This is a genomic window from Marinimicrobium sp. ARAG 43.8, assembly GCF_050113635.1.
Classification (GTDB): Bacteria; Pseudomonadota; Gammaproteobacteria; order Pseudomonadales; family Cellvibrionaceae; genus Marinimicrobium.
Genome location: NZ_JBNJLT010000001.1, coordinates 17,803 through 36,012 on the forward strand (window position 1 = coordinate 17,803; position 18,210 = coordinate 36,012).

Here is an 18,210-nt window from a genome sequence, read left to right on the forward strand (position 1 = left end):
CTTCCCGAAAAGTGTCAGTGAAGGACGATTTCCACCAGTACAGTTTTGATCACAAAGCCCAAGAGCCCCAGGCCCAGTGCCAAAAACAGGATAAACGTCCCAAAACGACCGGCTTTGGAGGTTTTGGCCAGATCCCAGACAATGAACAGCATGAATACAATCAGGCCGCCAATACCCAGCACCAGCGACCAACTTTCGAACTGATCAATTGTCATAACCGATACCACACAATGATCTAAAGTCAATTATCACGCGCATTGTATAAAGGGGCCTGGCATAAATCCAGACCGGCCGCAGGCTCAAGCCCGACTGACCACTGATAGATATGGGCCGCGCCGGTACTTTTCCGAAGCCTCGGAAAGGACTACACTCAAAGAGTTTGTTACACCGTACTTGTTACACATTGGACGGAACGCCTGTGGTTATAGCGTCGTCGCCATGCCGAGGCGGCTCGGGTCGCCTCAATCCACTTTCACGGGAGATGATAGTTATGAAAAATCGAGTGATGAAAAATCGAGTGATGAACAAGTCTGTACTGCTGGTCGGCCTGCTCGCCGTTACCGGTGCCATCGCCACTGGCTGCTCCAAAGAGGAAGCTCGCGAGAACGTCGAGGACGCTTCTGAGGCCACCCGCGAGACCTGGGAAAAAACCAAGGAGAACAGCGCCGAAGCCTGGGAAACCACCAAAGAGAAAAGCGGTGAAGTGTGGGAGGAGACCAAGGATAAAAGCGGTGAGGCCTGGGACGAAACCAAAGAAATGGGCCGGGATGCCGCTGACGGCATCCGCGAAGCCACCGAAAAAACCAGCGACGCTATTCGCGATGGCTGGGAAAAAGGCAAGGACAAGACACGCGAAACGGCTGATGACGCGCGGGACGCCATGCAAGACGAATAGCGTCCACGCGGCCCAGCAACTGCCTTTTTATGAAGGCCGGGTTTTAAGAAAGTCGGGTTTTAAAGTCCTCATACCCGAACTCCCGCACCACCTCCAGCGCGTTGGTCCGGGAGTCCCACAAGGCAATCGACGGCAAGGGAATGCCGTTGAACGTCGTGGTTTTTACCATGGTGTAGTGGGACATGTCATCGAACACGAGCCGTTGCCCCACCGCCAGCGGTGCATCAAAGCTGTAATCCCCCATCACATCACCCGCTAGGCATGTCATTCCGCCCAGACGATAGGTGTGCGCTTTTTCCTCCGGCTGGCCACTGCCCAGAATATGCGCCCGGTAGGGCATTTCCAACGTATCCGGCATATGGCAGGTCGCCGAGGTATCGAGAATCGCCTGTTCCAACTGGTTCCAGGTAATATCCAGCACTTCCGAAACCAGCACACCGGAGTGAATGGCCACCGCTTCGCCGGGTTCGAGATACACCTGCACCTGATGACGCTGGCTGAAGTCCCGCACCAGAGCGATCAACTCATCCACTTGATAACCAGGCTCGGTAATGTGGTGACCACCGCCAAAATTCACCCACTCCATTTGCGCCAGCCAGGGACCAAACTTTTCTTCAACCGCCTGAACAGTGCGTGCCAGCGGTGGCACATCCTGTTCGCACAGCGTGTGAAAATGCAAACCCGAAATGCCGTCCAGCAGATCCGGCTCGAACCGACTGGCCGGCACCCCCATTCGCGAGCCGGGTGCGCAGGGATCATACAGCGGCACATCCCCCTCGGAGTGCTCGGGGTTAACGCGCACACCAAAGCGCAATTCGGGCCGCTGCCGCTGGGCTTCCAACGCCATGTCGCGGAACCGGCGCCACTGGCTGAACGAGTTAAACACCACGTGATCGGAGAGGGTCAAAATTTCCCGCAAATCGTTTTCGCGAAAGGCCGCTGAATAGGTGTGCACCTCACCGCCATAGTGCTCACGTCCGAGTCGGGCTTCATGCAGGCCACTGGCACAAATGCCCGACAGGTAACGCCCGGTCAGTTCACCCAGCCGCCAGCACGAAAACGCTTTCAACGCGGCCAACACCTTTGCGCCACTTTCCCGCTGCACGCGGTTGAGAACACTCAGGTTCGCCTCCACCGCCGCCACATCAATGACAAAACAGGGGGACGGCACCCGCGTTGGATCAAATTGGGCAAACGACATGCCCTACTCTTCCATGCCGGTTTTGTGCGTGATTTCCTCTACCTGCCACGGCAAGCCGAGTTTATTCAAATCGTCCATAAACGGATCGGGGTCCAGTTGCTCCATATTCCACACACCCGCCTCCATCCACTTGCCTTCCAGCATCATCTTGGCACCAATCATCGCCGGTACGCCCGTGGTGTAGGAAATCGCCTGGGATTTGACTTCGGCGTAGCACGCTTCGTGATCACAGATGTTGTAGATGTACACGGTTTTGGGTTTACCGTCTTTCACGCCCTGCGCCAGGCAGCCAATGCAGGTTTTTCCTTTGGTGCGCGGCCCCAGGCTGGCCGGGTCCGGCAACAGCGCTTTCAGGAACTGAAGCGGAATAATCTCTTTGCCTTCAAAATTCACCGGTTCAATACCGGTCATGCCAACATTCTGCAGCACTTCCAAATGCTTCAGGTAATTGTCGGAAAACGTCATCCAGAAGCGGGCGCGTTGAATTTCCGGAAAATGCTTGGTGATGGACTCCAGCTCTTCGTGGTACATCAGATAGCAGTTTTTCGGACCAATGCCTTCGGGGAAATCGAACGAGCGTTTCTCGCTCAGCGGATCGGTTTCTTTCCAGCCGCCGTTTTCCCAAAAGCGTCCCTTGGCCGTTACTTCACGGATATTGATTTCCGGATTGAAGTTGGTGGCAAACGGATGACCATGATCGCCCGCGTTGCAATCAATGATATCGAGCGTGTGAATCTCATCCAGCAGGTGCTTTTTAATATAGGCGGTGTACACGTTGGTCACGCCTGGATCAAAACCGGAGCCGAGCAGTGCCATTTTACCGGCCTGCACGAATTTGTCCTGATAGGCCCACTGCCAGCTGTACTCAAACTTGGCTTCACCCGGTGGCTCGTAGTTGGCGGTATCCAGATAGTGGATACCGGCTTCCAGGCAGGCGTCCATGATCGTGAGGTCCTGATACGGCAACGCGACGTTAATCACCAGATCCGGTGTCTCGCGCTTGAGCAGTGCCACCAGCTCCGGCACATTGTCCGCATCCACTTGTGCCGTTTTAATCGGCCGATCAAGTTGCTCGGCAATGGCCTTGCATTTGGCTTCGGTGCGACTGGCCAGCACGATTTCTTCAAACACATCGGGTACCTGAGCGCACTTGTGCGTCACTACCCCACCGACACCCCCGGCACCGATAATCAATACTTTCGCCATAAACTGGACTCCTTAAGCACTCAAACGCTCAACAACGTGAACAAGGCCCTCGCCCCGTCACCGTTCAAAATAGGTATAGCCCCGCAGACTTTCGGTGAAAGCCGCCAGCATCTCCTGCCGCTCCGATACACTGATGCGGCCATCGCGCACCGCCTGCTCGGCCGTGGCGCGGAACTGCTTGAACATGGCCTGGGGATCGTACTCCACATAGCTCAACACGTCGGCAATGCTGTCGCCGTGCAGTTCATGTACAAACTCCATCCCCCCTTCGTGATTGATACGCACGCTGGCCACGTTGGTGTCACCGAACAGGTTGTGAAGGTCGCCCAGGGTTTCCTGATAGGCCCCCACCAAAAACACGCCAAGGTAGTATTCCTCACCTTCCTTCACCGGATGCACGGACAGGGTTTCCGTGTTGCCGTGCGGACCGGCGAACCGGTCCAGCTTACCGTCACAATCGCAGGTCAGATCGGCAATAATGGCATGTCGACTCGGCTTTTCGTTCAGGCGGTGAATCGGCATCACCGGAAACACCTGCTCAATCGCCCAGGAATCCGGCAATGACTGGAACACACTGAAGTTTCCGTAGTAAATATCCGCCAGCTGCTGCGGCAACGTCTCCAGCTCCGGCGGAATGCGCTTCAGCTCCGGCAGCAGACCGGCAATCCTCTGCAATCCGGCCAGATAAAGGTTCTCCCCTACCGCCCGCTCGCGCAGGCTGATCTCGCCACGGTGAAACATATCCCGGATCTGGTCCCGGTAATAGGTCACGTCGTTATAGCTTTCCTGCAAATTATTGGCGGCAATCACTCGAATGGCGTGCCACAGGTTGGCCAGTTGCGCGTGGCTGCCCTCAGGCAGTTGCTCAGGCAACGGCGCCGGGTCAAAGTGGCCGACATCGAGAATGTTAAACAAGAGCACCGAGGTGTGAGCCACGGTGGCCCGGCCGGACTCGGTCACAATCACCGGGTGGGGCACCTCGTGAGGGTCCAGCGCCTGCTGAATGGCTTCCACCACATCGATGCAGTATTCCTGCACCGAGTAGTTGCGGCTGTGGCCGCTGCTACTGCAGGTGCCGTCGTAATCAATGGCCAGGCCGCCACCGAGGTCCATATAGCCCAGGGGCGCACCCTCGGCTACCAGGTCAATATAGTAGCGGCACGCTTCGAACACACCGGCGCGGATGCTGCGAATATTCGGAATCTGTGAGCCGAGGTGGAAATGCAACAGCTGGAAGCAATGCAGCAGCCCGGCCTCGCGCAGTTGATCCACCACATCCACCAGCTGGATTGCGGTCAACCCAAACAGGCTGCGGTCACCGCTGTCCTCACTCCAGTGCCCTTCCACCTTGGTGGACAGTTTCAGGCGCGCGCCAATCATCGGGTCGACACCCAGCGCACGGCTGCGCTCAATAATCAGGGGGACTTCCGCCGGGGTTTCCAATACGAAGAAACACTTGAAGCCGAGTTTGCGCGCCTGCAACCCCAGGTCAATAAACTCGGCATCTTTGTAGCCATTACAGATAATCAGGCTTTCACGGTTCTGCAAGGTGGACAGCGCGATCATCAACTCCGCCTTGCTGCCGGCTTCCAGCCCGTGATTGTAGCGTTCGCCGAAGCGCGCGATCTCCGCCACAATATGGCTCTGCTGGTTCACCTTGATCGGGAAAGCGCCACGGTAATAGCTTTGGTAACCGGTGGTTTCCATCGCCTTCGCGAAGGATTCATTCAAAATGCTGAGGCGGCTGTCCACGAGGTTTTCAAGACGCAGCAGGATTGGCATATCCAATCCGCGCTGGTGCAGCCCCTGGGCAATATCCATGAGCGAGACCGTCGCGCCCGCCTGCCCATTGCTGGGGGAGCGGACCACTACCTCCCCATCGGGTGACACACCGAAGTAACCGCCCCCCCATTCTTCAACGCCGTACAATTCGGCGGACTGTTTTGCGGACCAGGCCTGGGAGTCTTGGGAGTGAGTCAATTCAGGAACCTACCTCTGTCTAACGGGTTGGCAAAAGGGGGCGCAATTTTGCCGAAAATGGCATCAAAAGCAAACCTTTTTTCAGGTAACGCCCGGGGGTCGTTCACATTGCCAGACTTTTCCCCGTCTCGCAAATGCCGGGGCGGGTCCATACCCCCCGCAATGCCGCCCTGCACCACTATCATGCACACCCTTACCGCTCGTGCCTCACGCGGTTAAATCCGGTAAACTGGCGCCTCTACCGAACCACTTCCAACCGCAAGGATTCCTATGAGCTGGGCACCCCACGTTACCGTCGCAACCGTGGTGGAAAAAGAGGGTCGTTTTTTGTTTGTTTACGAGGAATGCGACGGTCGGCAGGTCTACAACCAGCCCGCTGGCCACCTCGAACCCAACGAATCACTGATCGAGGCTGCCGTGCGGGAGACGCTGGAGGAAACCCGCTGGCGGGTACGCCCCACGGCGCTACTGGGCGTGGGACTGTATGAAGCGCCGGCCAACGGCATTACCTACTTGCGTCACACCTTTGTCGCCGAGGCGCTGGAGGAGTGCTCCGCACTGCCCTTGGACGACGGCATTATTGAACCCCGCTGGCTGACTCGGGAAGAACTGCTCGCCAAACGCGACCAATGGCGCAGCCCCATGGTAATGGACGCCGTGGATGATTACCTGAGCGGCGTGCGCTACCCCTTGGAGTTGCTGCACCCGCGCCGGTAAACTACACCCCCGCAGCTCGCGTTACGTTATCTCGCGTTTTTAGCGTTACCTGATGTAGCGTTACCTGATTAGAGAGGTATGAAGGCTTTGAGCAAACCCCGCGTTATCGTCGGTATGTCTGGCGGCGTCGACTCTTCGGTCACCGCGCTGATCCTGCAACAGCAGGGCTACCCCGTCGAAGGTCTGTTCATGAAGAACTGGGACGAAGACGACGGCACCGAATATTGCACCGCCAAGGCCGATCTGGCCGACGCCCAGCGGGTGTGCGATCGCCTGGGCATCAAGCTCCACACGGCCAACTTCGCAGCGGAATACTGGGATAACGTATTCGAGCACTTTCTGGCCGAGTACCAGGCGGGCCGAACCCCCAACCCGGATATTCTTTGCAACCGCGAAATCAAGTTCAAAGTTTTCATGGAATACGCGGAAATGCTCGGCGGCGATCTGATCGCCACTGGCCACTATGTGCGGCGGCAGGACCGCGAAGGCCGTACTTACCTGCTCAAAGGCCTGGACCCCAACAAGGACCAGAGCTACTTTTTACACGCCGTCGGTGAGGCGGAATTCAGCCGCAGCCTCTTCCCGCTGGGCGAACTGGAAAAACCCGAAGTCCGTCGCATCGCCGAGCAGCACGGCCTGGCCACCCACGCCAAGAAAGACAGCACCGGCATCTGCTTTATCGGCGAGCGCCGCTTTAAAGACTTTCTGCAACAATACCTGCCCGCCCAACCCGGCACGATTGAAACGCCCGAAGGCCAGGTCATCGGAGAGCACAGCGGCCTGATGTACTACACCATCGGCCAGCGCCAGGGCCTGGGCATCGGCGGCGTTCCCGGTGCGGATGAAGCGCCCTGGTTTGCCGCGCAAAAAGATCTCGAACGAAATGTATTGATTGCCGTCCAGGGCGATCACCCCCTGCTGTACGCCAATGGACTTGAAGCGAGCCAGATTCACTGGATTAACGGAGAGCCGCCCGCCAGCCGTTTCCGTTGCCGGGCGAAAACCCGCTATCGCCAGCCAGACCAGGAATGCGAAGTGGTAGTGGAAAGCCGTTCTTTGAAGGGAGACCGCCTGAGAGTGCAGTTTGATGCACCTCAGCGAGCCATCACCCCTGGCCAATCACTGGTACTGTACGAAAACGATGTCTGTTTGGGCGGTGCCGTTATTGAGCGCGCGGCCTGAACCTACACCGTCAAACCGACACACATCGACACCGAATGAGGATACCCCTCCCCCGTGACTGACAAGCTTGAAAACGCCACTATCGCCCTCGCCGGTATTTTCCAGGCCGCCGCTCTGGTGGAGCAGCTGGCCAAAACCGGTTACGTGCCGGGTGACGCTTACCGTTGCACCATTGAAAGCCTGTTCGTCATGGACCCACCCCACACCCGAGCGGTGTTTGGCGACTCGCTCGCGAGCCTTACCTTCGGACTGGAAGCCTTGCAGCACACGCTCGAACCGGGCAACCAGCGCCACAAGGATGCCCTTCGCTACGGTCTCGGCGTCTTGCATCTGCAACGCAAGCTCAGCAAACGGCGCGACATGCTCAGCGTTCTGGGCACACGGCTCAAGCAAGCCTCCCGCCAGGCGGAGCACTTCGACAGCACCCACGAAAACGTCATCGGCAACCTGGCCGATCTGTACAAGGACACCATCAGCACCTTCCGTTTTCGTATTCAGGTGACCGGTGATCACAATTACCTGCAACAGGGGCGCATTGCCAACCAGATTCGTGCGCTGCTCCTGGCCGGCGTTCGCTCGGCCACGCTGTGGCGTCAGGTCGGCGGCACGCGCTGGCAACTGTTACTGCAACGCAAGCGAATTGCCCAAATCGTTGATCGGCTGCTACGTGAGGCAAAATCCGAGCGGCATTGAGAAAAATCACCGGTTTTCCGGTACAATTCACGCCTTTTCGGGGCTCACCAGCCCCGGGCAAGCAGCGACTCACCCAGCGAACAACCAAGAGAACCCCATGACATCCGCCACTTTTGACCAACTCACGCCTCTGAACGCCGTTTCTCCCATTGATGGCCGCTACGGCAGCAAAACCACCGAGCTGCGCGCAATCTTCAGCGAGTTCGGCCTGATTCACTGCCGCGTGGCGGTGGAAGTCCGCTGGTTGCAACGTTTGAGCGAACACGCCGATCTCGCCGAAGTGCCCGCCTTCAGCCCGGAAACCCACCGGCAGCTGGACGACATCGTGGCCAACTTCACCGAAGCCGAGGCCGAGCAGATCAAGGAGATCGAGCGCACCACCAACCACGACGTTAAAGCCGTGGAATATTTCCTGAAAAAGCAGTTCGCCGGCAACAAAGAGTTGGAAGCGGTACTGGAATTCGTACACTTCGCCTGTACCAGCGAAGACATCAACAACTTGTCCCATGCCCTGATGCTCAAGGCCGGTCGCGAGCAACTGTTGGCGCAGGCCCAGGACATTACCAACGCCATCGCCAAGCTGGCACAGGATTACGCCGCCGACCCGATGCTTTCACGCACTCACGGTCAAACCGCCTCCCCCACCACCGTGGGCAAGGAAATGGCCAACGTGGCCGCGCGCCTGCGCCGCCAGATCCGCCAGATCGAACAAGTGGAATTGCTGGGGAAAATCAACGGCGCCGTGGGCAACTATAACGCCCACCTGGCCACCTACCCGAATATCGACTGGGCCGCCAACGCCAAAACATTTGTCGAAAGCCTGGGGCTGAGTTGGAACCCCTACACCACCCAGATCGAACCGCACGATTACATTGCCGAGCTGTTCGATGCGATCGCCCGGTTTAACACCATTCTCATCGATTTTGATCGCGATGTGTGGGGCTACATTTCACTCGGTTACTTCAAACAGAAAACCGTGGCCGGTGAAGTCGGCTCGTCCACCATGCCGCACAAGGTCAACCCCATCGACTTCGAAAACTCCGAAGGCAACCTGGGGCTGGCCAACGCCGTGTTCACCCATTTGGCACAGAAACTGCCGATTTCCCGCTGGCAGCGCGACCTGACCGACTCCACCGCCCTGCGCAACATGGGCGTGGGCTTCGGCTACAGCCTGATCGCGTATGCGTCTACGCTGAAAGGCATTGGCAAGCTGGAAATCAACCGCGCCCGCCTGGCCGACGACCTGGACAACGCCTGGGAAGTGCTGGCCGAGCCCATCCAGACCATTATGCGTCGCTACAACGTGGAAGAGCCCTACGAAAAGCTCAAGGCACTGACGCGTGGCCAGACCATCAACCAAAAAGTGCTGGACGATTTTGTGGCCGGACTGGATATTCCGGAAGAAGCCAAAACCGCGATTCGTCAGTTGACCCCGGCTAATTACATTGGCAACGCCGAAACGCAGGCGAAGAACATTTAACGCCGAGCGGGTGCTCACCATGCCGTTGACGCATTTGGGCGATATGCCCATCGCCACCTTCCTCCGAGAGTACTGGCAACAAAAGCCGGTACTCATTCGGCAGGCGTTCCCGGATTTTGAATCGCCCATCGATGGCAATGAACTGGCGGGGCTGGCGCTGGAGGAAGAGGTGGAATCCCGCCTGGTGCTGGAGCGCGGCGACACGCCGTGGGAACTGCGGCAAGGCCCCTTTGACGAGAGCACCTTCGCTACCTTGCCGCCGAACCACTGGACACTGCTGGTACAGGCTGTCGACCATTGGGTGCCGGAGGTGCGGGAGTTATTGGAGCACTTTCGCTTCCTCCCCGATTGGCGCGTGGACGATATCATGGTGAGCTACGCCGTCGATCAAGGCAGCGTAGGCCCCCATTTCGACTACTACGATGTGTTTTTGCTGCAAGGCGCCGGACAGCGCCGCTGGCGACTCGGCCAGACCTGCGACAGCCAAAGCCCACGCATTGAAGGCACCGCGTTGAATATTCTAAAAACGTTCGATGCGAATCAGGACTGGGTACTGACACCGGGCGACATGCTCTACATTCCGCCCGGCGTCGCGCACTGGGGCACCGCTGAAGGGGACGACTGCCTGACGTACTCCATCGGGTTTCGTGCCCCGTCTATCGCCGATATTCTGACCGAGGCCAGCCAGGAAGCGGCCAGCCAGCTCACTAACGACCAACGCTACCGCGATATCCAGCCGTCGGACTTTTCACACCCCGGGGAAATTTCCGACGCCACGGTTGAGGCGTTAACACAGCTGGTACGCGAGCATCTGAAGCCCGACACCTTGCGGGACTGGTTTGGCCGCTACATGACCAGCCCCAAATACCCGGAGCTGGAACCCGACGTCGATGACGAAGAAAACCCAGGCGATACCTTGTACCGACATCCGGCGAGCCGGTTCGCGTACACCAATACTGGGGAAGGGGATGCCGTGTTTTACGCGGACGGCGAAGCACACCCGTGCTCGCGGGCGCTGGCCATGGCACTCTGTTCTGAATGGACGCTATCGCGCTCGGAACTGGTCGAACACGCTAACGATGAACGGGATCAACACCTGCTGGAAATGTTGATTGAGGAAGGCAAACTCTAGCTAAGCCTTCCGTACTGAAGGCTTAAATACCGACCAGCTGGCCGCCGATTTTAGCGGTCGCCTGCTGCAAATGTTGCAGCACTTCTTCTTGATCACACTGCGGCGGATTGCACAGAATGTACGGCACAATCAAGGCCGCCACCATCCCCTCGCGGCTCATCACCGGGCAGGCCAGGTCCGTCACACCCTCCACAAAATCGCTGGGCCGACGCACGTAACCCCGCGCCACCGCTTCCTTCGCGTCCGCCTCAAAGCGCTGCCAATGCGCCTTGCTCACTCCTTTTTCCAACTCTGGCCGCCAGCTCTCGCGCTCTGCCTCCGAGTAGGCCCCGTAGAACAAGAGGCCCGACGCCGACTCCACCATCCGGCGGCGATACCCCAGGCGCACTGCAAATCCGAGGTCCCGCGGGCTTTCTATGCGAGCCACCACCACCATTTGATCGCCGGATGGCGCAACCAAATGGCAGGACTGACCCACCGTCCGTGACAGTGATTTCATCACCGGCAGCGCAATTTCCAACAGAGAACGCGTGGGCGACTGAGCCATACCCAAGGTAAACAGGTGGTTGGTCAGCTCATAACCTTCGCCGTTATCCGAGGGCGCAATATAGCCCCGGTGCTCCAGAGTCAGCACCATCCGGAACAGCTCGCTCACCGAGCGGCCCAATTGCGCAGCAATTTGCGAGGTGGTCAGCGGCGCCCCTTCCTTTGCCATCAATTCCAGAACGTCCAGCCCTTTCTCAAGCGCGGGAGCGCGATATTTGCGCTCCGCATCATCACTGTCGGCGCTGTCCGGAACACTGATTTTGGTTCGGGAAGGAGATCGTGTGGTGGAAGGCTTTGCCATGAGTGGTTCCCAAGAGGACATTATTTTTAGCCAAGACTACCACAGAGTTTTCCCGTAAAAAATAAAAAACGCGCCAGTCGGCAGGCGTCAACAGCGGCACGGGCGCTTTGTGATCGTCCTCGACGTGAATACGTATGCACATGCCCACCACTCGGCTGCATACGTATTCATGTTGCCCACCCCTCTAAGCAGCGCTTACATACAGTCAGCGGCGAACCCTTATCTACTTAAAATTAACGCCACTGCGGTACTCCCAACCTCCCGGCTTGCGCGGTCTGGCAAGGCAATAACCATAAATTTTCAGACAAACCGAGAATGGAGGCAGTATGCAAAACCCGTTAAACACCACCAAACGCTGGCTGATCAGCGCCGTCATCGGCCTGAGCGCCGTTGCGCCCAGTACGCTGGCCCAGCCTCAACCCGGCGATACGTTTGTGCATTTGTTCGAGTGGCGCTGGAGCGACATCGCCACGGAATGCGAACAGCACCTCGGCCCGAAAGGCTATGCAGCCATCCAGGTTTCGCCGCCACAGGAACACATTCAAGGCGATGCCTGGTGGACCCGATACCAGCCGGTCAGTTTCAGTATCGATAACAGCCGCAGCGGCACCCGCGCTGAATTTGTCGATATGGTGAACCGCTGCGATGCGGTGGGCGTGGATATTTATGTGGACGCCGTTATCAACCATATGGCCGCTGGCTCCGGTGTCGGCACCAATGGCAGCGCCTACTCCTACGGTACACTTTACCCGGCGTTTTCCAGCAACGATTTTCACGCCGCGTGCGATATCAACGGCGGCGATTACGCCAGTGATGCCCGGCGCGTTCGTCACTGTCGACTCGTGGGATTACCCGACCTCGATACCGGCGCCGAATACGTTCGGCAAACCCTGGCGAACTACCTCAACGACCTGATTGCGATTGGTGTTAAAGGCTTTCGGCTGGATGCGTCCAAGCACATGTCACCCACCGACATTAACGCCATTACCAGCCGCCTGAACGGCAACCCCTACATTTTTCAGGAAGTGATCGATCTCGGCGGAGAAGCCGTCAGCGCCTATGAATACCTGAACGGGGGCGACGTCACCGAATTCAAATACAGCGCGGAGCTGGGCAACCAATTCAAAAACGGACAGTTGCAGTGGCTGGAGACCTTTGGGGAAAGCTGGGGGCTTCTTGGCACGGGCTCTGCGGTGGTTTTTACCGATAATCACGACAACCAGCGGGGCCACGGTGCCGGGGGCAGCAACGTGCTCACCTACAAAGACGGCTCGCTTTACGACCTTGCCAATGTGTTCATGCTGGCCTGGCCCTACGGTTATCCTAAAGTGATGTCCAGCTTTGATTTTACCGACAGTGAAGCCGGCCCGCCCTCCGCCGCCGTACACAACAACGGCAACCTGAACTGCTATGGCTCCGACTGGAAATGCGAGCACCGCTGGCGCCCCATTGCCAACATGGTCGCCTTTCGCACAGCCACGGCGAATCAGGGCATCAACCACTGGTGGGACAACGGCGGCAACCAGATCGCCTTCGCGCGAGGTAACGCCGGTTTTGTGGTCATCAACCGCGAAGGGGGTCAGCTCACCCGCACCTTTACGACCGGCCTGCCCGAAGGAGAGTACTGCAATATCATCGACGGCGACTTCAACAACGGCACTTGCACCGGCGAAACGGTGTGGGTCAACGCCGAGGGGCAAGCCAACATCAGCACTGGCGGCATGAGCGCCGTGGCTATTCACCAAAACGCCCGCCTCGGCGGCAATGGCAATCCGGGCCCAGCACCCGACAATGACACCTACATTTGCTACGACAACGCCAACGGCTACGCTAACCCGCACCTTTACTACTGGAACCCATCGCCCAGCGGCAGCCTGCCCGCGGTGAACTGGCCCGGTGTATCCATGACCAGTGATAACGGCTACGCCTGTTTCAACACGCAGGTTTCGCTGGACTCGTTGAATATTGTGTTTAACGACAACGGCGGAGCACAGACTGCGGACCTGAACCTGTCCGGCGAGCAAAGCTGCTATCGCAACGGCCAATGGACCACACTGGCAAACTGCGGAATCAGCGTTCCCTGAGCAATGTGACCGCTCTCACAGAGCGGTTCATCAGAACGCCCCACTTTAGGTGCAACGCCTAAAGTGGGGCCTCCTCTCCGATTTCCTCTGCTGTACTCAATGAGCAGTCAGGACCATACCACCAATAATCATCAGAGAGGATACACTGACAATGACACACTTGAATCGGCTCCTGTCCCACGGACTTTTGTGCCTGTTTCTAATGAGCATCGCCCACCTTGGCTACGCTCAGGGCAACAACCTGGCCAGCGGCGCTAGCGCCACCGCCAGCACTCAGGATTTACCGGCCAGCAACGCCATCGACGGCGATGGCAACACCCGCTGGGCCTCGGCAGCACAAACCGACCCCTCCCACATCACCCTGGACCTCGGACAATCCTATGACCTGTCCAGCGTGGTCATTCACTGGGAAGCCGCCAACGCGGCTACCTATGAAGTGCTGGGCTCCAATGACAACGTTAACTGGACCAACCTCGCCACCCGCACCGGCGGCACGTTTGGCCACCGCACTGACAACGTCACGGTCAGCGGTCAATACCGCTTCGTGCGCATTCTCGGCATCAGCCGTAGCGCAGGGAACGAGTGGGGCTACTCCATCTGGGAAATCGAAATCTACGGCCAGGGCGGCGGCAACGGCGGTGGCAGCAGCCTGACGATTCAGGCGGAGGACTACACCAACGCCTACGACACCACTGCGGGCAACACTGGCGGCGTCTACCGCAGCGACGATGTCGATATTGAAGCGACCAGCGATAACGGCGGTGGCTACAACGTCGGCTGGACCGCCGCCGGAGAATGGCTGGAGTACACCGTTAACCTGAGCGCCGACACCTACACCGTCAGCTCCCGCGTCGCCTCGGAAACCGGTGGCGTCACCTTTACCATCGACCTGAACGGCAGCGAGATTGTCGGCACCCAAAATGTCGGTGCCACAGGGGGCTGGCAATCCTGGACCACCCTCACCTCCTGGCCCATTCCCCTTCCGGCCGGACAACACACCGTGCGCGTGAACATCCACGGTGGCGAGTTCAACCTCAACTGGATTCGCTTCAACCCGGAAAACGGCGGCAACCCCGGCAACCAACCCGTCTGGAGCGACGAGTTCGACACCATCAACAGCAACAACTGGACCTTTGAAACCGGTGGCGGTGGCTGGGGCAACAACGAACTTCAGTTCTACACGGGCGGCGACAACGCCTACATCCAGTTCGACCCCGCCGTAAACAGCAACGTGCTCGTGCTCGAAGCCCGTCAGGAAAACCCGCAGGGCTACAACTGCTGGTACGGCTACTGCCAATACACCTCCACCCGTATGATCTCCCGCAACAAACAGGAGTTCACCTACGGCCGATTCGAAGCGCGCATCAAACTGCCACAAACCCAGGGCATCTGGCCCGCCTTCTGGATGCTCGGCAATGACATTGGCTCCGTCGGCTGGCCCACTAGCGGCGAAATCGACATCATGGAACACGTCGGCTACGAGCCCACCCTCACCCACGGCGCCGTACACGGCCCTGGTTACTCGGGCAATACTCCGTTCACCGGCACCTACAACGTCGGCGCATCCGTCGATGCCGACTACCACGTCTACGCCGTCGAGTGGGACGCAAACAACATCCGCTGGTACGTGGACGGCAACAACTTTTACAGCCTGAGCCGCTCCCAAGTGCAAGCCTACGGCAACTGGGTATTCGACCACCCGTTCTTCCTGCTACTAAACGTCGCCGTCGGCGGCAACTGGCCCGGCTCACCGGATGGCAGCAGCACCTTCCCGCAGCGAATGTATGTGGATTATGTGAGGGTGTATCAGTAAGCGGTAGAGGATACTGAAGGAGTGGGTAAGCCAGGGAGGGTGTTGGCCTTGTCGAACTATATTAGCGACATCCTCCCACCCTTCGCGAAGAAACTTTGGTAGCAAAGAATGGGGGACTGGCAAGAAAGAACGCCCGGAAAAAGGGCGATCAACTGGAACCCTGCGCCACCAGCTTTGGAAACACCTCCACGAAGGTGGAGAAGACAGACCTACAACGCTGCCACCAACCTTTGAATATGGTCGTTAAGCGCTGTCTTCAGTTCGTCAGGTGATTGAATCACGAAGCTAAACGGTAATTGCGCCAACCACCAAGCGAACCAGTAATAACTGTCTGTGCTGGTGGTCATAAGCACCCCATTTTCCTTTTGTTCAAATAGACCTTCCATGTCACTGGTGCAGGTTGTTCGCGTCGTCATGTACGTCGTCAACGAGTCCATGTCAGCGTGCAACAAGACACTGACAGGGAAGCGGTATTCGGAATTGTACAAACTCTCCTGCAGGTGACGGGCTGCATCAAAATTGGCGGGGCGAACGAAGTGTTCATTTTCCCGAACGATGTCTGATAACCGGTCTAGCCGAAAGGAGCGTAACGCTTGGCGCAGGTGACAAAATCCTCCGACATACCAATAGCCATTCCGAAACACTAAACCGTATGGGTTGAATCGGCGCTGCATGGTGTCTCCCTGCGGCGGGTGGTAAGACATGTAAACCACTTGGCACGCCTGGATCGCCTGAGCCAGTTCCAGCAGTTGTTGATGACCAGATGAGTGACGCGAGGGGATCAACTGAATGCTATTTTCCATCGTTTGCACCTGGGCCGTTAACCGGGCGGGCATGACACGCTCCAGTTTTGCCTGCACGCTCGCCAATGCTACGCCGTCTTCCAACAGGTTATGTTCGCGTACCGCCAATAGCGCCAGCGTGATCACTCGAACTTCCGCTTCCGTAAACATCAGCGGTGGAAGTTTAAAACCCGGCACTAATCGGTAACCCCCATAGCGTCCCTGCTCGGTCATCACGGGAATACCCAGGTCTTCCAGCACTGAGATGTACCGCCTGACCGTGCGTCGATCGACACCCAGCCGCTCTGCTATTTCCGTTCCTGAAAGCTGGCCCCGGGCCTGAAGCAGCTCCAGCAACGCCAGTACCCGGGTCGTCGGCCCAGTCATAGATTCACCCCATTTAAAAAAACCATGATCGCTTTTTAATAGGACGAATTCTAGCCTATTAGCCCAATAAGATGGTTTCGGTGGCGCTGCAGCGACCTGAGTCAACCTGAATGTAACCTTTATCAGACATAAGCCAAGGAGCAAATCTTATGAACACGATGACTCTGTATACCCATCCACAATCCCGAGGTCGGGTCGTTCGGTGGATGCTGGAAGAGATTGGCCAGCCTTACGATGTAAAAGTCATGACCTTCGGCGGCGACATCAAGTCACCCGATTACCTCAAAGTGAACCCCATGGGCAAGGTGCCGGCGCTGACTCACAACGGCGAGGTGATTACCGAGGTCGCCGCCATTTGCACCTACCTGGCTGAACAGTTCCCGGAAGCGAATCTGGCTCCGGCACTCGACAGTCCGACGCGCGGCAGTTACCTTCGGTGGTTGTTTTTTGTCGCAGGCCCGTTTGAGATGGCGTCCAGTGCCAAGGCCTTTCACTGGGAAATTACCGATGAAACCGCCATCGCGGTCGGGTGCGGTCATATTCAAGACACGCTGAATGTCATCGAACAAACCCTGACCAGACAACCGTATTTGTGCGGTGACCAATTCACAACGGCCGATTTGTTGATGGCGAGCTATATCGGCTGGGAAACGATGATGAAAGTGTTGGAACCGAACCCTGTATTCGCCGAATACGTCGAACGATGTGAACAGCGGGAAGCCGCTAAACGCGCTGATAATCTGGACGATGCGCTGATCGAGAGAAGTGCGTAACCGCTTTGACGCAAAAGGGCCGTGAAGTACGGACTTTGAAGTGACAACCCGGGACTTTCCTGGTTCCGGGTTCAAGGTTAAGGTTCATGCGCTCTTTTTATGAACTTTCTTCATCCACCAGTTCCCGGTGCACACACACCGCCATGCTCTTGGGTCGAACCGGTAGCCCCCTACCTTCTCGGTGTGCGCGAGTGAACGAAGCCCCGAACAAAAGGATCATTGACGAATAGTTTACCCACAGCAGGAGCAGCGCCAAAGAGCCGGCGGCACCATAGGCGGAGGCCGTGGCGGTATAAGCCAGGTAAATAGCGATCAGAGAGCGACCCACCGTGAACAGAACGGCGGTGATGAACGCGCCGAGCATAACGTCTCGCCAGGTCAGCAGTACATCCGGCAGGATTTTGAACATGGCCGCAAACAATACAGTGACCACAAACAACGACAGAAACAGCTCGACGCCCACCATGGACCATCCCGGCACCGGCAACCATTCATCCGCGAACGCCATCACGGCTCGCAAGGCCACTGACAATAACAATGACACGAGCATAATGAAGCCGATGGCCAGAATGATGGTCAGTGATAACAATCGGCTTTTAATAAAAATCCACGCACTGTTTTTAGTCGGTCGGGGAACCACGCCCCAGATTTCGTTCAGCGAGCGCTGCATCTGCGCAAAAACGGTGGTGGCACCCACGATGGTTGCGCCGATCCCAATCAGCGCTGGCCAGATGCCGCTCTGATCGATCTGGGAATTCAACACGGCCGTCTGGACCACGCCCGCGGCTTCCGGACCAATCGTGCCTTCAAGCTGTTCGAAGAGCTGCCCCTGCACGGCTCTTTCCCCGATAAACAGTCCGACTAACGTAACGACCACCACCAGAATCGGAGCAATGGAGAAGACGGTGAAGAACGCCAGCGCCGCGGCGTAAATGAAGGCCTGGCTGCCCAGCCAGTTCTTACTCGCAGCCACCAGAATGCTGAGCCAATACTTCACCGGGGCGGGAAGCTTCTCGTCAATGTTGAAAATCATGGGGT

The 18,210-nt window shown here is 57.6% G+C and carries 16 protein-coding genes; 9 read left to right on the forward strand and 7 right to left on the reverse strand.

Annotated elements, in window-relative coordinates:
• Window positions 1-14 precede the first annotated feature (14 nt).
• Window positions 15-215, reverse strand: a complete 201-nt coding sequence (locus ACQCLF_RS00090) for a DUF2788 domain-containing protein (RefSeq protein WP_426984170.1) — start codon at window positions 213-215, stop codon at window positions 15-17.
• A 275-nt stretch (window positions 216-490) separates the two neighbouring features.
• Here ACQCLF_RS00090 and ACQCLF_RS00095 point away from each other — a divergent pair, with 275 nt between their 5' ends.
• Window positions 491-895, forward strand: a complete 405-nt coding sequence (locus tag ACQCLF_RS00095) for a hypothetical protein (protein ID WP_426984172.1) — start codon at window positions 491-493, stop codon at window positions 893-895.
• Between the two features lie 43 nt (window positions 896-938).
• On the opposite strand, the gene nspC is transcribed toward ACQCLF_RS00095, so the two are convergent.
• Genes nspC through speA form a run of 3 tightly spaced genes read right to left on the reverse strand, consistent with a single transcriptional unit; the run spans window position 939 to window position 5,282 of the window.
• On the reverse strand, window positions 939-2,096 hold the full coding sequence (gene nspC, locus ACQCLF_RS00100) for a carboxynorspermidine decarboxylase (protein ID WP_426984174.1): 1,158 nt from the start codon (window positions 2,094-2,096) through the stop codon (window positions 939-941).
• Window positions 2,097-2,099: 3 nt separating this feature from the next.
• Window positions 2,100-3,302 (reverse strand): saccharopine dehydrogenase family protein, encoded by a 1,203-nt coding sequence (locus ACQCLF_RS00105; RefSeq protein WP_426984175.1) that lies wholly within the window; start codon window positions 3,300-3,302, stop codon window positions 2,100-2,102.
• Between the two features lie 57 nt (window positions 3,303-3,359).
• On the reverse strand, window positions 3,360-5,282 hold the full coding sequence (gene speA, locus ACQCLF_RS00110; protein WP_426984176.1) for a biosynthetic arginine decarboxylase: 1,923 nt from the start codon (window positions 5,280-5,282) through the stop codon (window positions 3,360-3,362).
• A gap of 270 nt (window positions 5,283-5,552) precedes the next feature.
• Between speA and ACQCLF_RS00115 the strand changes: the two genes are divergently transcribed.
• The 5 genes from ACQCLF_RS00115 to ACQCLF_RS00135 all read left to right on the forward strand — a co-directional run bounded on the left by ACQCLF_RS00115 (window position 5,553) and on the right by ACQCLF_RS00135 (window position 10,486).
• The gene (locus ACQCLF_RS00115; RefSeq protein ID WP_426984177.1) at window positions 5,553-5,999 is read left to right on the forward strand and encodes an NUDIX hydrolase; all 447 of its coding nucleotides are present in this window, start codon (window positions 5,553-5,555) and stop codon (window positions 5,997-5,999) included.
• Window positions 6,000-6,077: 78 nt separating this feature from the next.
• A complete protein-coding gene (mnmA, locus tag ACQCLF_RS00120) occupies window positions 6,078-7,181 on the forward strand; it encodes a tRNA 2-thiouridine(34) synthase MnmA (protein ID WP_426984179.1) in 1,104 nt (367 codons plus the stop codon).
• Window positions 7,182-7,235: 54 nt separating this feature from the next.
• Window positions 7,236-7,874 (forward strand): high frequency lysogenization protein HflD, encoded by a 639-nt coding sequence (hflD, locus tag ACQCLF_RS00125; RefSeq protein ID WP_426984180.1) that lies wholly within the window; start codon window positions 7,236-7,238, stop codon window positions 7,872-7,874.
• Window positions 7,875-7,971: 97 nt separating this feature from the next.
• Entirely contained in the window at window positions 7,972-9,354 is a 1,383-nt protein-coding gene (gene purB, locus ACQCLF_RS00130) for an adenylosuccinate lyase (RefSeq protein ID WP_426984182.1), read from the forward strand.
• Window positions 9,355-9,373: 19 nt separating this feature from the next.
• Window positions 9,374-10,486 (forward strand): JmjC domain-containing protein, encoded by a 1,113-nt coding sequence (locus tag ACQCLF_RS00135; RefSeq protein ID WP_426984183.1) that lies wholly within the window; start codon window positions 9,374-9,376, stop codon window positions 10,484-10,486.
• A gap of 22 nt (window positions 10,487-10,508) precedes the next feature.
• On the opposite strand, the gene ACQCLF_RS00140 is transcribed toward ACQCLF_RS00135, so the two are convergent.
• Window positions 10,509-11,333 (reverse strand): IclR family transcriptional regulator, encoded by an 825-nt coding sequence (locus tag ACQCLF_RS00140; RefSeq protein WP_426984185.1) that lies wholly within the window; start codon window positions 11,331-11,333, stop codon window positions 10,509-10,511.
• Window positions 11,334-11,659: 326 nt separating this feature from the next.
• Between ACQCLF_RS00140 and ACQCLF_RS00145 the strand changes: the two genes are divergently transcribed.
• A complete protein-coding gene (locus ACQCLF_RS00145; protein WP_426984186.1) occupies window positions 11,660-13,417 on the forward strand; it encodes a starch-binding protein in 1,758 nt (585 codons plus the stop codon).
• A gap of 151 nt (window positions 13,418-13,568) precedes the next feature.
• On the forward strand, window positions 13,569-15,230 hold the full coding sequence (locus ACQCLF_RS00150) for a family 16 glycosylhydrolase (RefSeq protein WP_426984188.1): 1,662 nt from the start codon (window positions 13,569-13,571) through the stop codon (window positions 15,228-15,230).
• A gap of 209 nt (window positions 15,231-15,439) precedes the next feature.
• On the opposite strand, the gene ACQCLF_RS00155 is transcribed toward ACQCLF_RS00150, so the two are convergent.
• Window positions 15,440-16,399, reverse strand: a complete 960-nt coding sequence (locus ACQCLF_RS00155; protein ID WP_426984189.1) for a helix-turn-helix transcriptional regulator — start codon at window positions 16,397-16,399, stop codon at window positions 15,440-15,442.
• A gap of 149 nt (window positions 16,400-16,548) precedes the next feature.
• Here ACQCLF_RS00155 and ACQCLF_RS00160 point away from each other — a divergent pair, with 149 nt between their 5' ends.
• Window positions 16,549-17,172, forward strand: coding sequence for a glutathione S-transferase family protein (locus ACQCLF_RS00160; RefSeq protein ID WP_426984190.1), 624 nt, complete (start codon window positions 16,549-16,551; stop codon window positions 17,170-17,172).
• A 97-nt stretch (window positions 17,173-17,269) separates the two neighbouring features.
• Here the strand turns inward: ACQCLF_RS00160 and ACQCLF_RS00165 are convergent, their stop codons facing one another.
• Window positions 17,270-18,205: a YihY/virulence factor BrkB family protein gene (locus ACQCLF_RS00165; RefSeq protein WP_426984191.1), complete on the reverse strand. Its 936-nt coding sequence runs from the start codon at window positions 18,203-18,205 to the stop codon at window positions 17,270-17,272.
• Window positions 18,206-18,210: the final 5 nt, after the last annotated feature.

Bases quoted from the DNA above. Each gene is read 5' to 3' on its own strand.
- nspC (WP_426984174.1), bottom strand. From the start codon at position 2,096: ATGTCGTTTGCCCAATTTGATCCAACGCGGGTGCCGTCCCCCTGTTTT.
- ACQCLF_RS00160 (WP_426984190.1), top strand. From the start codon at position 16,549: ATGAACACGATGACTCTGTATACCCATCCACAATCCCGAGGTCGGGTC.
- ACQCLF_RS00135 (WP_426984183.1), top strand. From the start codon at position 9,374: ATGCCGTTGACGCATTTGGGCGATATGCCCATCGCCACCTTCCTCCGA.
- ACQCLF_RS00145 (WP_426984186.1), top strand. From the start codon at position 11,660: ATGCAAAACCCGTTAAACACCACCAAACGCTGGCTGATCAGCGCCGTC.
- purB (WP_426984182.1), top strand. From the start codon at position 7,972: ATGACATCCGCCACTTTTGACCAACTCACGCCTCTGAACGCCGTTTCT.
- ACQCLF_RS00105 (WP_426984175.1), bottom strand. From the start codon at position 3,302: ATGGCGAAAGTATTGATTATCGGTGCCGGGGGTGTCGGTGGGGTAGTG.
- ACQCLF_RS00165 (WP_426984191.1), bottom strand. From the start codon at position 18,205: ATGATTTTCAACATTGACGAGAAGCTTCCCGCCCCGGTGAAGTATTGG.
- ACQCLF_RS00090 (WP_426984170.1), bottom strand. From the start codon at position 215: ATGACAATTGATCAGTTCGAAAGTTGGTCGCTGGTGCTGGGTATTGGC.
- ACQCLF_RS00095 (WP_426984172.1), top strand. From the start codon at position 491: ATGAAAAATCGAGTGATGAAAAATCGAGTGATGAACAAGTCTGTACTG.
- ACQCLF_RS00150 (WP_426984188.1), top strand. From the start codon at position 13,569: ATGACACACTTGAATCGGCTCCTGTCCCACGGACTTTTGTGCCTGTTT.
- ACQCLF_RS00140 (WP_426984185.1), bottom strand. From the start codon at position 11,333: ATGGCAAAGCCTTCCACCACACGATCTCCTTCCCGAACCAAAATCAGT.
- ACQCLF_RS00115 (WP_426984177.1), top strand. From the start codon at position 5,553: ATGAGCTGGGCACCCCACGTTACCGTCGCAACCGTGGTGGAAAAAGAG.
- ACQCLF_RS00155 (WP_426984189.1), bottom strand. From the start codon at position 16,399: ATGACTGGGCCGACGACCCGGGTACTGGCGTTGCTGGAGCTGCTTCAG.
- mnmA (WP_426984179.1), top strand. From the start codon at position 6,078: ATGAAGGCTTTGAGCAAACCCCGCGTTATCGTCGGTATGTCTGGCGGC.